The sequence below is a fragment of the Bartonella sp. WD16.2 genome, from assembly GCF_002022505.1.
Classification (GTDB): domain Bacteria; phylum Pseudomonadota; class Alphaproteobacteria; order Rhizobiales; family Rhizobiaceae; genus Bartonella.
The window spans coordinates 1,481,204-1,496,327 of record NZ_CP019781.1 but is presented as its reverse complement, the minus strand read 5'-3'; the positions used below and the strand labels follow the sequence as shown (position 1 = coordinate 1,496,327).

General features: G+C 39.8%; 13 protein-coding genes and 1 pseudogene. 10 read left to right on the top strand and 4 right to left on the bottom strand.

Features of this window, described 5'->3' with window-relative positions; genetic code table 11:
- The first annotated feature begins 61 nt into the window (after positions 1-61).
- Positions 62-973: an RNA polymerase factor sigma-32 gene (locus tag BWD162_RS06575; protein ID WP_078705923.1), complete on the top strand. Its 912-nt coding sequence runs from the start codon at positions 62-64 to the stop codon at positions 971-973.
- 126 nt (positions 974-1,099) lie between these two features.
- Here BWD162_RS06575 and BWD162_RS06570 read toward each other — a convergent pair whose 3' ends face one another.
- Positions 1,100-2,503, bottom strand: a complete 1,404-nt coding sequence (locus BWD162_RS06570) for a M48 family metalloprotease (RefSeq protein WP_442855922.1) — start codon at positions 2,501-2,503, stop codon at positions 1,100-1,102.
- Positions 2,504-2,787: 284 nt separating this feature from the next.
- Here BWD162_RS06570 and BWD162_RS06565 point away from each other — a divergent pair, with 284 nt between their 5' ends.
- The 4 genes from BWD162_RS06565 to BWD162_RS06555 all read left to right on the top strand — a co-directional run bounded on the left by BWD162_RS06565 (position 2,788) and on the right by BWD162_RS06555 (position 6,908).
- Complete coding sequence (locus BWD162_RS06565) at positions 2,788-3,420, top strand: thiamine diphosphokinase (RefSeq protein WP_078705921.1); 633 nt, start codon at positions 2,788-2,790, stop codon at positions 3,418-3,420.
- Positions 3,421-3,526: 106 nt separating this feature from the next.
- Positions 3,527-3,688 (top strand): hypothetical protein, encoded by a 162-nt coding sequence (locus BWD162_RS07765; RefSeq protein WP_153301017.1) that lies wholly within the window; start codon positions 3,527-3,529, stop codon positions 3,686-3,688.
- A gap of 1,007 nt (positions 3,689-4,695) precedes the next feature.
- Positions 4,696-5,085 carry a glycine zipper domain-containing protein gene (locus BWD162_RS06560; RefSeq protein WP_078705920.1) on the top strand — a complete coding sequence of 130 codons (390 nt, stop codon included), beginning with the start codon at positions 4,696-4,698 and terminating at the stop codon, positions 5,083-5,085.
- Complete coding sequence (locus BWD162_RS06555; RefSeq protein ID WP_078705919.1) at positions 5,085-6,908, top strand: ABC-F family ATP-binding cassette domain-containing protein; 1,824 nt, start codon at positions 5,085-5,087, stop codon at positions 6,906-6,908. Before BWD162_RS06560 ends, BWD162_RS06555 begins: the two co-directional genes overlap by 1 nt.
- Positions 6,909-6,921: 13 nt before the next feature.
- Here the strand turns inward: BWD162_RS06555 and BWD162_RS06550 are convergent, their stop codons facing one another.
- The gene (locus tag BWD162_RS06550) at positions 6,922-7,179 is read right to left on the bottom strand and encodes a DUF2312 domain-containing protein (RefSeq protein WP_078705918.1); all 258 of its coding nucleotides are present in this window, start codon (positions 7,177-7,179) and stop codon (positions 6,922-6,924) included.
- Between the two features lie 272 nt (positions 7,180-7,451).
- Between BWD162_RS06550 and BWD162_RS06545 the strand changes: the two genes are divergently transcribed.
- Together BWD162_RS06545 and pyk are read left to right on the top strand one after the other, a co-directional pair.
- Positions 7,452-7,997, top strand: coding sequence for a DUF1036 domain-containing protein (locus BWD162_RS06545; RefSeq protein ID WP_078705917.1), 546 nt, complete (start codon positions 7,452-7,454; stop codon positions 7,995-7,997).
- Positions 7,994-9,431, top strand: a pseudogene (pyk, locus tag BWD162_RS06540) (pyruvate kinase). Before BWD162_RS06545 ends, pyk begins: the two are co-directional and overlap by 4 nt.
- A gap of 213 nt (positions 9,432-9,644) precedes the next feature.
- On the opposite strand, the gene BWD162_RS06535 reads toward pyk, so the two are convergent.
- Positions 9,645-10,010: a cell division protein ZapA gene (locus BWD162_RS06535; protein WP_078705916.1), complete on the bottom strand. Its 366-nt coding sequence runs from the start codon at positions 10,008-10,010 to the stop codon at positions 9,645-9,647.
- Between the two features lie 12 nt (positions 10,011-10,022).
- Complete coding sequence (locus tag BWD162_RS06530) at positions 10,023-10,298, bottom strand: DUF4164 domain-containing protein (protein WP_078705915.1); 276 nt, start codon at positions 10,296-10,298, stop codon at positions 10,023-10,025.
- A 334-nt stretch (positions 10,299-10,632) separates the two neighbouring features.
- Between BWD162_RS06530 and tkt the strand changes: the two genes are divergently transcribed.
- From tkt to BWD162_RS06515, 3 genes are all read left to right on the top strand, one after another.
- Positions 10,633-12,639, top strand: coding sequence for a transketolase (tkt, locus tag BWD162_RS06525; protein WP_078706168.1), 2,007 nt, complete (start codon positions 10,633-10,635; stop codon positions 12,637-12,639).
- The gene (gene gap / locus BWD162_RS06520) at positions 12,636-13,643 is read left to right on the top strand and encodes a type I glyceraldehyde-3-phosphate dehydrogenase (RefSeq protein WP_078705914.1); all 1,008 of its coding nucleotides are present in this window, start codon (positions 12,636-12,638) and stop codon (positions 13,641-13,643) included. Before tkt ends, gap begins: the two co-directional genes overlap by 4 nt.
- Positions 13,644-13,916: 273 nt before the next feature.
- Positions 13,917-15,110 (top strand): phosphoglycerate kinase, encoded by a 1,194-nt coding sequence (locus BWD162_RS06515; protein WP_078705913.1) that lies wholly within the window; start codon positions 13,917-13,919, stop codon positions 15,108-15,110.
- Positions 15,111-15,124 lie beyond the last annotated feature (14 nt).

Sequence of the window (15,124 nt, the reverse complement as noted above, 5' to 3'; positions counted from 1 at the left end):
ACGAGAGAACAAGTGGGCCGTTATCAAATCAAATTTGATAATTTCAATCGCAGGGGTTGTAATGCGTAATCTTTCAAATGCAGTTTACAAAAGTAGCAAAAATTATAGCGATGCTGACAAGAGTCTGGGACGCAATATGATGCGTTCTGCAATGCAGGCGCCTTATCTTGAGAAAAAGAAGGAGCATGATTTAGCTTTACGCTGGAAGGACAAGCGTGATGATAATGCTATGCATCAAATTGCAGCAGCGCATATGCGTTTGGTTATTTCAATTGCTAGTCGTTTTAAGCGCTTTAAAATGCCGCTAAGTGACTTGGTTCAAGAAGGATATGTGGGGCTTTTAGAGGCAGCTGCGCGTTTCGAACCGGACCGAGATGTACGTTTTTCAACCTATGCAACATGGTGGATTCGTGCTTCTATTCAAGATTATATTTTACGCAATTGGTCGATTGTTCGAGGGGGAACGAGTTCTTCCCAAAAAGCTCTTTTCTTTAATCTTCGACGTTTGCGGGCTCAATTGGTGCAAGATGATAGTACCATGACCAAACAAGATATTTTTCGTATCATTTCTGAAAAGCTTGGTGTTTCAGTGAGCGATGTTGAAACGATGGATTTCCGCTTTTCTGGTGCTGATAATTCATTGAGTACGTCTGTTTCTGAGAATGATGACAGTTCAGTTACTAAAATTGATACTTTAGTGGATGAACAACCTCTTCCTGATTCTTTAATTGAAAAAGTGATTGATGGTCAAAGACGCACACAGTGGCTTTATGATGCTTTACAAATTTTGAATGAGCGAGAACTTGAAATTATTCGTTTTCGCCGCTTAAATGAAGAAAGTGCTACTTTAGAATTTTTAGGCGAGAAATTAGGAATTTCAAAAGAACGGGTGCGCCAGATTGAAGCGCGCGCTTTGCAAAAACTGCGTAGTGCTTTGCTTAATGTTAATCCCGCTGATGCTTATGAAGTGTAAGCATTAAAGTGTAAGCGTTTGGAGCGTAAGACATTAGGCTTGAAGTGTAAGTCATTTGAAGTGCTTAAATTAATGAAGTGCTCAAACAAGTCTTAAAAGTTGCTTTAAGAATTGAGATGTTTGCGTCTACTCAGCAATGATTTTAACATATTCTCCCTCATGTAAAATTTGGGTTGGAGAAATTGCATTCATGATGCGAAACAGTTTTTCTTTGTGGACTGTATCTTGCATTTTTTCAGCAAGGTCTGCGACGCTTTCTCCTTTTTTTACGCGTATAACACGAAGCCTTAAAGGTTTGAGTTTACTTAACGCCCGCGATGAAAGTAAATGAAAACTTTTGATTGTACTTTTGGTAATATGATTAAAGTTTTGAGGGTGATGAGGGGAGGCAGTGAGAAAACGCAAGATTTGGTTTTTAATGGGAATAACAACAACATCAAATTGCCAATGTTCATTAGATGCGTAGGCATAAGCTGCGGCTAAACCTTGGATGGTGATGGGCTTAACAGAGGCTTGATCAAGCCCTGCGACCCACCCACTTTTTAGATAATCACTAGCAGACATGTTTTCAGGTAGGGATACTGCATCAAAACGAATAGCGGTTTTATCTGGGCCACTGGCGACAACAGCATATCCTGATGTGTTTATGGTAAAATTATTGGGGATAGAAAAAGCTATATGCAATTGTGGGTGAATAAATTGATTTCCTCGGATATACCCTTCGTGAAGGCTTCCGCCAAAAATCATACCGTCAATATATTTTAGAAAATTGTCACGATCTGCTTCTCCAGTGTTAGGTGCACTGATTTCGTGAGCTTTTTTTATAGCAAGTTGGATTCGTTGTGGGGTGGTTGGATGGGTTGCCAAAAAATCAAGTGAAACATTTGTGGATAATGAGCTATTGCGAAAGGCACTGTAAGCTTCCATTGATTTTAGAAAGCGTGGAAATGCAAATGGGTCATAACCGGCTTGATTGAGCATTTCAATCCCAATTGAATCGGCTTGAAATTCTTGACTACGCGTAAATTGCGCCAATTGTTTCTTATCTTTCAAAATATTGTGCAATTTGGTGCTAGAATGCTCTAGTATGTTTGTAGCAGCATGATATGCAAGTTTTAGCTCAATTTCTTTTTGAAGACGCAAAATGCCATGATTGGCTATAATGTGTGCTATTTCATGAGCTAAGATTGCTGCAACTTCTGAAGTATCATTTGCCAATGCCAACATGCCACGGGTGACATAAATATAGCTTCCTGGAAGGGCAAATGCGTTGATATTTTCTGTGTCTAAAATAGTGACATGATAGGTTTGGTCAGGATTTTGTGAAACAGCTGTCAGCCTGTTTACAATTTTTACTAACATGTGTTCAAGTTTTGGATTGTAATATTGACCGCCATATGTTTGCAAAATACGTGAATGGTATGTGACTCCCAATGTAGTATAGAAATCATTTTTGTTGGTTTGGTCGACTATTTCATCAGTGTGACCTTCTGTAATGGAAGAGTGGGAAGAATGAAGTTTATTATTCACTTGGAAAGCAGTGTGACATGCAGACAATAAAAACAGGAAACTTATGATCGCTATTGACCAGATTTTTCTAAGAAAAACGCCTATTTTCTGAAAAAATCTGATGCTTTGAATTAAAAATCTGATGCTTTGGATCATTGTGCACCTTGTTTGTTGAATATTTTTCTTTAAGAACTTCATGTGTATTTTATTTATTTTGTTATAATCGAAGATCCTTTTGGCTTCTTTATGATGATAGCTTATAGAAATAATAGTAAAAGAAGTTTCATGAAAGGCATAATTATGTCATGACAACATTTACAATATTGTTAAATGGAGATATTTATGCCACTGATCGTTTGCTCAACCAAATTCGCAAAAGCCGAGTTATTGCTGCCGATGGGGGGATGCGTCATGCTGCAGCATTAAATGTGGTACCTGAACTTTGGTTAGGGGATTTTGATTCTTGTGATCAGACTTTACTGCACACGTATGGCGATGTTCCCCGTGAAGTTTTTCCTACTGATAAAGATGCAACAGATGGTGCATTAGCGTGTGAAAGAGCTCTACGTGAGGGAGCTCAACGGCTTATTTTATGTGGTGCTTTTGGAGGTGATCGCAGTGATCATAGCCTTTCTCATATGACACAAGCAATAGCTATAGAAGAGAAAGGTATTTCAGTTTTGTTGACCAGTGGTCGCGAAGAAGGGTGGCCGATTGTATCAAAGCCTTTTTCATGCGATTTACCTGATGGTTGCCTGCTAAGTGTTATCGGATTTTCTGATTTGCAAGGTTTAACAATGTCAGGTGTTCAATGGCCCATTTTGAACCAAAATGTGTCTTTTGGGTCTTCTTTGACACTTTCTAACCGTGTATGTGGAACTTTTTATTGTCATTTATACTATGGAAAAGCTATAATATTAGCATCTATACCTGCTTAGCAAAGTTCTTCTTAATGGATAAGAATAAAGGAGCAAAAATACAAGGGTATAGAGACTAATAAAACATACGAATTCATTTTGTATTTAACAAAGAAAGGGTTTTGATATGTTAAAACCAATTTTAACAATGGTTATTATTTTAGTCGTTGGTTTAAATTTGATGGCTTGTAGGCGCGTTGATCCAGAATTGTTAGATGCTCTTTTTAGTGATTTGTCAGTTAATAATGCACCAGGTGTTTGTGATAGGAAAGATAATTCTTGGCGATAACTTAGGAAAATTTGCGATAATTGTGAGTGCGACGCATACTTACACTGATTGCTAAATATTTGCACAACTCTTTATTGTTATTTATAATGTGAAACCTATATTACTGAAAGCTATATATATATTACTTATATTATAAGCATCTATACTTAATTCCATAAAGCTCTTCTTAATGCATGAAATAAAATAGCGGGGGCAGAAAGATATATGCTGATGGGGTGTAGTTTTGTTTTATTTGTAAAAAAGAAGGGATTTTAATATGTTAAAATCAATTTTTGCATTAACAGCTGTTTCAATCGTTAGTTTGGGTGTAGTAGCTTGTACTCCTACTGAGCAACAGATTGGAGAATATGGCTCTAGAATGTCAAGTAAATAGTTTGACAGGGGTTACAGATTTCTGGAAATTTTTGGAGTGGCTTTTAGTACGGCAATTGGTGCTGTGCGGATTAACTGTATTTGTGAACTTTTTTGCCATTTATAGTGTGGCAAAATTATAGAGTGAGCATCTATATTTAATTCCACCAAATTTTTTCTTATTTATAAAATAAAATAGCGGGGACAGAAAGATAGATCCTGATAGAGTAGGGGTATATCATTTTATTTTTACAAGGAGGACGTTTTGATATGTTAAAACAGTTTCAACAAATGGCGGTTATTTCAATCGTTAAGTTGGATTGAGTGATTTATATAACAACTAGGTAATAAATTGTAGATTATGATGTTCATGGTATCATCAAATGCTTTGGCTGAAGGTACTTTAAGCAGATACGGAAATTTCAGAAGTTTTTTAAAAAAGGCTCTTGGTGCAATATTCATACCATTGTGAGTTAATTGTATTTGTAGAACTTTTTATTGCCATTTATGGTAGAGCAAAGGTATATTATGAGTATCTATACTTATTCTGTTAAGCTCTTTTCAATGTATAAGAATAAAATAGTGAGAGCAAGAAGAGTAAGGGCTGATAGATACATGTAACTTTATTTTGTATTTAACAAAGAAAGGGTTTTGATATGTTAAAATCAATTTTAACAATGACAGTTGTTGCAATCGTTGGGGTGAGTTCAGTAGCTTGCACAACGACTGAGCAAACAGTTGCGGGATATGGTGTTGGTGGTGCTGCATTAGGTGCTTTGGCCGGAACAGCAATTAGTGGAAGCAGTTCCGGAGCGGTTCCAGGTGCAGCGATTGGTGCCATTGCAGGTACAGTAACAGGTGCTGCTGCTGCTCAGAAAAAACAGCAAATGTCTCAGCAACAGGTATCGTTGTGCACTTATCGTGATGTGAGAGGTCAACTCTATCAAGCTCCTTGCCCGCAACCTGTACCACAATTGTGCACCTATCGTAACACGAGAGGTCAGCTTTATCAGGCTCCTTGCCCACAACCCGTACAGCCTTATTAATGGGTGTACCACTTTTACGGCTTGATCGTATTGTTTTAACTTTTGGAACAACCCCTTTGCTCAATCAGGCTTGTTTATCGGTTGGGCAGGGGGAATGTATTGCGCTTGTTGGCCGCAATGGGTGTGGAAAGTCAACGCTCTTAAAAATTGCAGCTGGCTTATTAGAACCAAGTGAGGGTGAAATTTTTCACCATCCTCGTGCTTGTGTGCGTTATGTATCACAAAGTACTGATTTTTCAGGGGGGGATGATGTTTATACTTATGTAGAGGCTGGTTTAAATGATGGGTATGATGTTCAATGGGTGCAGACTCTTCTCAGAGATCTTGGTTTTGTAGGGACTGAGAAATTAGCAACGCTTTCTGGTGGAGAAAAGCGGCGTGTATCCTTGTTGCAAGCGATTGCAGCAAAGCCGGGTGTTCTTTTATTAGATGAGCCGACGAATCATCTTGATGTATCAACCATTGAGTGGCTTGAAGGTGTTTTGTGTTCTTTACGTTCAGCGATTGTTGTTATTTCGCATGATCGGCGATTTTTAGAAACGCTGGCACATTCGACAGTATGGCTTGATCGGGGTGTGACTAAAAGAGTTGAAAAGCGTTTTTCTGCATTTGAAAGTTGGCGTGATAAAGAGCTGGAAAAGGAGGCTCGTGATCATCATAAATTGGAACGTCAGATTGTTCGTGAAGAGCAATGGGTACGCTATGGAGTGAGCGCAAGGCGCAAGCGTAATGAACGGCGTTTGAGTGCATTAAAAGAGATGCGAAAGCTTCATCGAAGCCATAAAGGGCCTGTGGAACGCGCGCTTTTTGCGGTGTCTGAACGCCAAGATTGCGGTCAATTGGTACTTGAAGCAAAGCGGGTTTCTAAGTCTTATGGCGAGCGCGTTATTGTTAGAGATTTTTCATTGCGTCTGCAACGTGGTGACAAGATTGGCATTGTAGGTTCCAATGGTATCGGAAAAACGACGCTGCTTTCTGTTTTGATTGGTCACGAGTTGGCAGACAGTGGGGTGATTAAGCATGGGGTTAATGTGGCCATGGCTTTGCTTGATCAACAGCGTATTTTAAATGAGGGAGAAACTTTAGCACAGTATTTAACAGGAGGCAGGGGTGATAGTGTGCTCATTAATGGGCAACAGCGCCATGTTGTTTCTTATCTTAAAGATTGTTTGTTTTTACCCGAGCAAGCTTATACCCCTATTAAGGAATTATCAGGGGGGGAAAGAGCCCGTTTAATGTTAGCACGGCTTTTATTACAACCTGCAAATTGTTTGATTTTAGATGAACCAACCAATGATCTTGATATGGAAACATTGGATTTGCTTCAAGAACTGATTTCTGATTTTGCAGGAACAGTGATAGTGGTTAGCCATGATAGGGATTTTTTAGATCGAACTGTGTCATATGTCTTGGCACCTGAAGGTAATGGGCGCTGGACGCTTTATGCTGGTGGTTATAGTGATATGATGGCACAAAGAAAACAGGCTGAACTTTCGCAGCGTCAAGAATTGCAAAAGCCTATTGCGCGTGATCGGAAAAAACAAACAGCTTCTTCCTCAAAAATAACGCCGCGCAGATTATCTTATAAGCAGGTTTATGCGCTTGAGCACTTGCCTGAACACATAACGCTTTTGCAAAATGAGATCAGAAACCTTGAAAAGGAATTGTCTGATCCTGCACTTTATAACTGTGATCAGGCTCGTTTTGAATGTTTATCTGCAGCACTTGAAGAGAAAAAGAACTTGTGCACGCAAAAGGAAGAAGAGTGGTTAGATCTTGAACTTTTGCGTGAAACTATCGAAAAAGACAACTGCTTAAACTAATCCATTGCTTAAATTAATCCATACCGAGTGCATTTTTATAAAGTTGGATAATAGCTTCTTCTTCGCTGCGTTCATGATCTTCTTTTTTGCGCAGTCGTATAATGTGTCGCACGGCTTTACTGTCAAAACCAGATCCTTTAAGTTCTGTATAAACGTCTTTAATATCGTCGGAAATCGCTTTTTTTTCTTCTTCTAATCGTTCAATACGTTCGATAAAAGCGCGCAATTGGTTGGCAGATACGGCTTGTGTTTCATCGGTTAGAGTACTCATTTATATTTTTCTCCAAGGTATGTGTTATAAATTGGCTCTTTGAATAATAAACTCTTACATTAGGGATGCCTGAGGAGTAAGGAAAAAATCAATCGTTTCACTTTTTTTACAAATTAGTTCTAAATAATATGAATGAAGAAATATATGCGTGAGTAAAGAGAAGCATAAGTTTATGCATGGATAAAGGAAAGATAACAAAGAGATAAAATAAAAGTGTGATAAATCATGCTTAGAGCTGTAATATTTTGGAGAAAAAAGAAAAGAAGAGATGAATGTTTTATTGTAAGGATTGTTTTTGTAAGATTGGGCTTGAAAGTGTCAAAAAACACAAAGGTATGTTTCAACAAGGAGTGCAGAAAAAGTTGAAGGTTTTTCTTTTAAATGTTCTTCTTTTGTTCTTATTTACCGGATATGTAAAAGCTGATTTTCGGGTTTGTAATATGACTCAAAAGACAGTGGGTATTGCTCTTGGCTATCGCACACTTTCAGACTGGGTGAGTGAAGGTTGGTGGGTTATTCCACCTACAGTGTGTAAACCCCTGATTGATGGGCCTCTTTCATCACGGTTTTATTATTTGTATGCAGAAGATGCGCAGAAAAAAGGAAGTTGGGTTGGTTCTGTGACAATGTGTGTAAAGGATAGCAAATTTGTCATTGAAGGTGTTCATGATTGTTTTGCTAGGGGGTTTCAGAAGGCTGCATTTGAAGAAATTGATACGGGGGATCAAACTAGTTGGATGGTCCAATTAACCGATAAGCCTTTTTTGGATAATTCAACTTTGAAGTCTCCCAGTACTTTAGGAGGGAATTCACCATGAAACGTGCACGCAAGATTAAAATCATTGCGACACTTGGTCCTTCTTCTTTTTCAGTATCAATGATTGAAAAGCTTTTTAAAGCTGGAGCGGATGTTTTTCGGATTAATATGAGCCATACAGATCATGCAACGATGCGTGATGTGGTTGGGCGTATACGGGCTGTTGAAAAGGCGGTTTGTCGGCCTATTGGCATTTTAGTAGATCTGCAAAGGCCGAAATTACGAATCGGACGTTTTAAAAGTGGCAAAGAGGATTTGGTTATTGGGTAGAGTTTTACGTTGGATAATAAAGATGTGCTTGGTGATGCACGACGTGTTTTTTTACCCCATAAGGAAGTTTTAGCGGTTGTTAAACCAGGTGATCGTTTATTGCTAGATGATGGGAAGCTTGAACTTTTGGCTGAAATTTGTGATGGTGCTTCTATTAAGTGCCGTGTGATTGCTGGAACGCATATTTCTGATCGCAAAGGGGTCAATTTTCCTGATACGGTTTTACCTTGTGGGCCGATGACATCAAAGGATCATGCTGATCTTATGGCTGTTTTAGAACAATCAGTTGATTGGGTGGCGCTTTCTTTTATTCAACATCCGGAAGATATTTTATCGGTTCGCAAGCTGACACAAGGTAAAGTATCCTTGATGGCTAAGATCGAAAAACCTCAGGCTTTAGAGCATATAGAAGACATTATTGATGTGTCTGATAGTCTTATGATTGCACGAGGAAGACCTTGGGGTAGAAGTGCCTTTAGAGCAAGTGCCCTCTTTTCAGATGAAGATTATCAAAGCATGCCGTTTGGCAGGAAAACCTGTGGTTGTTGCAACACAAATGCTTGAATCAATGATTACAGCACCTGTACCAACGCGGGCAGAAGTTTCTGATGTGGCCACGGCTGTTTATGCTGGTGTTGATGCGGTGATGTTATCGGCAGAATCAGCTTCTGGTCTTTATCCTGAAAATGCTGTGGGTATGATAGATCGTATTGCAAAGCAGATTGAGAGTGATCACACCTATGCTACAATAATTAATGCGCAGCGCCCCAAACCAGAGGCAACAGAGCCGGATGCGATTTCTTTTGCAGCGCGTCAGATAGCTGAAACGCTGGAGTTGGAAGCTATTGTGGCCTATACTGCCTCAGGTGTAACAGGTGTGCGTACATCACGTGAACGCCCAAATAGACCCATCATTGCTTTATCACCGATTGTTAAAACAGCGCGGCGGTTGGCTTTGGTTTGGGGGCTTCATTGTGTGGTTAGTGAGGATGCGCATGATTTAGATAATATAGTTTATCATGCAGCTGCAATTGCTTTTCAGGAAGGATTTTGTAAGGCAGGTGATCGGTTTATTGTGATTGCTGGGGTTCCCTTTGGAACACCTGGAGCAACAAATTTATTACATATTGCTTCTTGTTGTTCAAATACTTCAAAGAGTGTTTGATGATTTTAAAGGGTGCTTAAAAAGGATGCTTAGAGAAGCCTGTTGAAAAGGTACGTACTCTTAACTTTTAGCAAAAAGCTTGAAAGGTGTAAGGCTTAGAAAATGTACGGTTTGTGCTTTGAGTGCTTTCAAGCTACAATATTCAATCGCTAAGTAATTTTTTGGATTTGAGTGATTTTTTAAGATTCACGAGAATCTTTATGCTTTTTTCTGTTATTTTAGGAGGGCGGGATTGGTCCCATTGTCCTGCAGTAATTGATCAGTTAGTCTTTCAATGTGCTGGGTTGTTTCTTGCACAATTTGGCTTAAAGTTTGGTCTCGTTCAGAGTTTTGTCGTAAGAGAGCTGCATAGCTTTCTTGCAGTTTTTTGTTTTCTCGTTTTATTTCTTCCATTTCATCGATAACCATAATGCCAGCCATAACGGATAAACGGTGATCACCGATTTCTCCAAAATCATTTTTCAGGTGTGTGATATATTGATCTAATTGGGCAGCAAGTTTCTGAAGGTGACTTTCTTGCCCTTTATCGCAAGCCATACGATAAATTTTGCCATCAATAGTGACAGAAACAGTTTCCATGTGTTTAAACCTTTACCTGTCAAGTACAATGCGAATTGTTTCCATCGCACGAATCAACCGTTTAGAAACCTCTTTATTGGTTATCTCTAGCTGTTCTGCATGGGCTTCTGATTTATCAAGTTCTTGAGCAAGACGGCTACGATCAGCGTTCATTTGTTGAATTTCTTCTTCCCATTCATTGTGTTTATCGATAATAGTGTGACGATTAATAATGGCAGTTTCTAAATTTCTGAGCGCTTTTTCTAGGTGCTTTAAAGCTTGTGGCAGAATATCAGTCTCTTGGTCCATAATGATCGTATCCTTTAACTTAAGCTTTCTTACAAAGACGAATCACTCATTCTCTTTTTTGCATGAATTTTATTGTGAAAGATAAAGAATATTTTGGCAAGAAAAGCAGGATGTTGGTATTAATTAAAAACTAGATTTTTAAACACTGTTGGCATAAATGTTATGAACTTAATTGGCATCATGTTAAGAGCATAAAACGTAAGTTAAGGGCATGAAATAAAAAAGAAAATAGAAAGACGTGATCACAAGGAGCATATACAGAAAAGTATATACGTATTATAAAATGTCTTCAAGTTGTCAAAAAATAACAAATTTAAAAAATGGTCTATCATTCATGACAAATACAGAACAACAAAATCAAATGGCCAATGCTATTCGCTTTCTCGCTATTGATGCAATTGAAAAAGCACAGTCTGGTCACCCTGGCTTGCCAATGGGGGCGGCTGATATTGCTACAGTTCTTTACACAAAATTTTTAATTCATGACCCCAAAAGTCCTCGTTGGCCCAACCGCGATCGCTTTGTTTTGTCGGCAGGGCATGGATCAATGTTGCTTTATGCTTTAATGTATCTTTCAGGCTATGAAGATATTTCCCTTGATGATATCCGCAATTTTCGCCAAATGGGTTCTAAAATCGCTGGGCATCCAGAATATGGTCATGGTGCAGGAGTTGAGACAACCACCGGACCACTTGGACAGGGGCTCGCCAATGCTGTGGGAATGGCATTGGGTGAGCGTTTGTTAAACGCACGTTTTGGTGATTTGATTAATCATTATACTTATGTTTTGGTAGGCGATGGGTGTTTAATGGAGGGCATAGCCCAAGAAGCAATCTCACTTGCTGGTCATTTAAAATTAAATAAGCTGATTGTATTTTGGGATGATAATAATATATCGATCGATGGGGCTATCTCTCTTACAGATAGTACAGACCAAATAGCGCGTTTTAAAGCGTGTGGTTGGAATACAATTAAGGTCAATGGGCATAATCAAAGTGCATTGGCACGAGCCATTGAAACAGCACAAACTTCTGATAAACCTACGCTCATTGCGTGTAAGACAATTATTGGTTTTGGAGCACCTCATAAGGGGGGCACCAATAAGGTTCATGGGGCACCTTTGGGAACAGAAGAAATTGCTGCAACCCGTAAAGCTTTAGGTTGGGCACAAGAGCCTTTTGTTGTTCCTGCTGATATTCTTGATAGCTGGCGTTTGGCCGGTCTTAATGCTGCAAAGGAGCGAAAAAAATGGGAAGCACAACTTTCTGCTTTACCTGTGTCGAAGCGGATTGAATTTGAGCGGTTGATGCGTGGTGATCTTGTAAGTAACTTTGAGAGTGTGCTTGATGAATATAAAAAACAATTAGTTCTAGATTGCCCGCATGTTGCAACACGTAAAGCTTCTGAAATGGCTCTTGAAGTCATTAACAGGGCCGTTGTTGAAACCATTGGTGGTTCTGCTGATTTAACCGGTTCCAACTGTACAAAAACAAGCCAAATGAAAAGCATTACTGCTGAGGATTTTTCAGGCCGTTATTTGCATTATGGTATTCGCGAGCACGCAATGGGTGCAGTGATGAATGGTCTTGCTCTTTATGGAGGGTTCATTCCTTATGGTGGGACTTTTTTATGTTTTTCTGACTATATGCGTCCTGCCATGCGCTTGTCTTCCTTGATGGGTTTGCGGGTGATTTATGTGATGACCCATGATTCCATTGGTCTTGGTGAGGATGGCCCGACTCATCAGCCAGTAGAGCATTTGGCTGCTTTGCGCGCACTTCCTAATCATTTTGTTTTCAGGCCTGCTGATGCTATGGAAACGGTGGAATGTTGGCAATTGGCTTTGAGGGCATGCAAGACGCCTTCTACTTTGGCTTTAAGCAGACAAAATTTACCGCTTTTGCGCCGGGACTATAAAGAAGACAATTTGTGTATGCTTGGTGCTTATGAATTACTCATGGCAAGTGATACAGCTCAAGTTACCCTTTTTGCTTCAGGTTCAGAAGTGGAAATTGTTGTAGAAGCTCATGCTATTTTAGAGGAAAAGGGTATTCCAACACGTGTGGTCTCAGTACCTTGTTTTGAACTATTTTTTGAACAATCTGCTTCTTATCAGAATGCTTTAATTGGTGATGCACCTGTTAAAATTGCTGTTGAGGCAGCTATCCGACAGGGGTGGGATTATTTCATTGGCAATGATGGTGTGTTTATTGGTATGGAAGGATTTGGTGCAAGTGCACCGATGGACGATCTTTATATGCATTTTGGGATTACATGTGAAAATGTGGTCACTGTTGTTGAAGAAAGATTGAAACAAATCAATGAGGGAAAAATCAAATGAGTATTCGCGTTGCAATTAATGGATTTGGTCGTATTGGGCGTTCTATCTTGCGTGCTATTGTTGAAAGTGGACGCAAAGATATTGAGGTTGTTGCGATCAATGATTTAGGTCCTGTAGAAACCAATGCTCATTTATTACGTTATGATTCGGTACATGGGCGTTTTAGCGCACCTGTTAAGGTGGTGGGTGATGCACTTGATGTTGGGTATGGTTTGATTCAGGTAACAGCACAGCGTGACCCGGCGCATTTACCTTGGAAGGATTTGGGTATTGATGTTGCCATGGAATGTACAGGTTTTTTTACCGAGCGCGATAAAGCCAGTGCCCATCTGGTGGCGGGTGCAAAGCGTGTTCTTGTTTCTGCACCTTCTAATGATGCTGATTTAACTGTGGTGTATGGGGTTAACCACCAGACTTTAAGTAAAGAACATCAGGTGGTGTCGAATGCTTCTTGTACAACCAATTGTTTGGCACCTGTTGCGCAAGTGCTCCATAAGGTTGTTGGTATTGAAAAGGGCTTTATGACGACAATCCATTCCTATACGGGCGATCAACCTGTTTTAGATACAATGCACCGTGATCTTTACCGTGCTCGTGCTGCTGCTCTTTCTATGATCCCTACATCAACAGGGGCTGCTAAAGCAGTAGGATTGGTTTTGCCAGAATTAAAAGGTCTGCTAGATGGGGTGGCCATTCGTGTTCCAACGCCTAATGTTTCTGTTGTTGATTTGACATTTACAGCTCAACGTTCCACAACTGTTGAAGAGATTAATGCTGCCATTTGTGATGCTGCGCAAGGCCAGCTTAAGGGAATTTTAGGCTATACAGAAGAAAAACTTGTCAGCAGTGATTTTAATCATAATCCACATTCGGCCATTGTCCAAGCTGAGCAAACCAAAGTTGTTGATGGTAAGCTTTGCCGGGTTCTTGTTTGGTACGATAATGAATGGGGTTTTTCAAATCGCATGGCTGATACTGCTGTGGCTTTTGCCAAAACCTTATAAAGAAAGAGGACTAAAAGAGGAGTTTTGGTTCCTTTTTGATAGGCATGCTAATGAGAGTTCTCTTTGAGCAGCGTGCTTTATAAAATTTCTTTTGAAAAGGGGAGTCTTTTTTCAAAAGAATGGGGGTGAGCATTGTTTTTACTCTTGGATTTGAGAGAAGTGTTGCTGTTTAATTGAAAGATTTCAATAAGAGGTATGTGGGTTGCGAGAACTTTTTGGGTAAAAGAATTAAGCTAAACAATTGATGAGAAGAATAAAAAAGAGAGAGTAGTAATGGGGTTTCGGACAATTGATGAGGCTGATGTTGCAGGGAAATGTGTTTTGGTACGAGTGGACTTTAATGTCCCAATATTAGAGGGAAGAGTATGTGATGAAACACGCCTTAAACGGCATAAAGAAACGCTGGTTGAACTACAAAAGCGTGGTGCTAAGCTTATACTGATTTCCCATTGTGGTCGCCCTAAAGGGCAGAAGGTTCCAGAGCTTTCGCTTCGTCCTGTTGCACAGGCTCTTTCCAAAATCATGGGGCAGGAAATTTCTTTTTTAGATAAATGCTTTGGCCTTGAAGTGCAATCTGCTGTTCAAGCTTTGCAAAAGGGTGGCATTCTGCTTCTTGAAAATCTGCGTTTTTATCAAGATGAAGAGAACAATGATGATGCTTTTGCTGAAGCTTTAGCATGCAATGCTGACCTTTATGTGAATGATGCTTTTTCTGTTTCTCATCGTGCTCATGCGTCAACAGAGGGAATTACGCATTTTTTGCCTTCTTATGCGGGGCGTTCTTTGCAACGCGAATTGCATGCTTTAGAACAAGGGCTTGGTGACCCGACGTATCCGTTGGCAGCTGTTGTGGGTGGTGCTAAGGTTTCAAGTAAGCTTTTTGTACTTAATCATTTGGTTCAAAAGGTTAATGCTTTGGTGATTGGTGGCGGTATGGCGAATAGTTTTTTAGCGGCACAAGGCTATGCTATTGGTAAATCACTCTATGAGCATACTTTAATGGAAACGGTTGAAGAAATTATTGAAAAAGCGCGTAAATGTCAGTGTGAACTTCTTTTACCAGTGGATGTGGTGGTTGGATTGCGTTGTGAAAAAAATAGCTCGCATCGTCAGTGTGATCTTGAGGATATCTCTAAAGATGAGATGATTTTGGATATTGGCCCCCGTTCTATTGCTCGGATTAATGAGATGATTGATACTATTGCAACTGTTGTATGGAATGGGCCGTTTGGTGTTTTTGAGGTTCCTCCTTTTGATCAGGGGACGATTGCAGTTGCGCGCCACGTTGCAAAACGTACTCAACAAGGTGAGTTAGTATCGATTGCTGGAGGTGGTGATACAGTTTTTGCGCTCAATCATGCGGGTGTTGCGAATGATTTTACTTATCTTTCGACCGCTGGAGGTGCTTTTTTGGAATGGATGGAAGGCAAGAGCCTTCCTGGTGTTTTGGCTTTAATGCAGGCTTAAATAAGTTCAGGCTT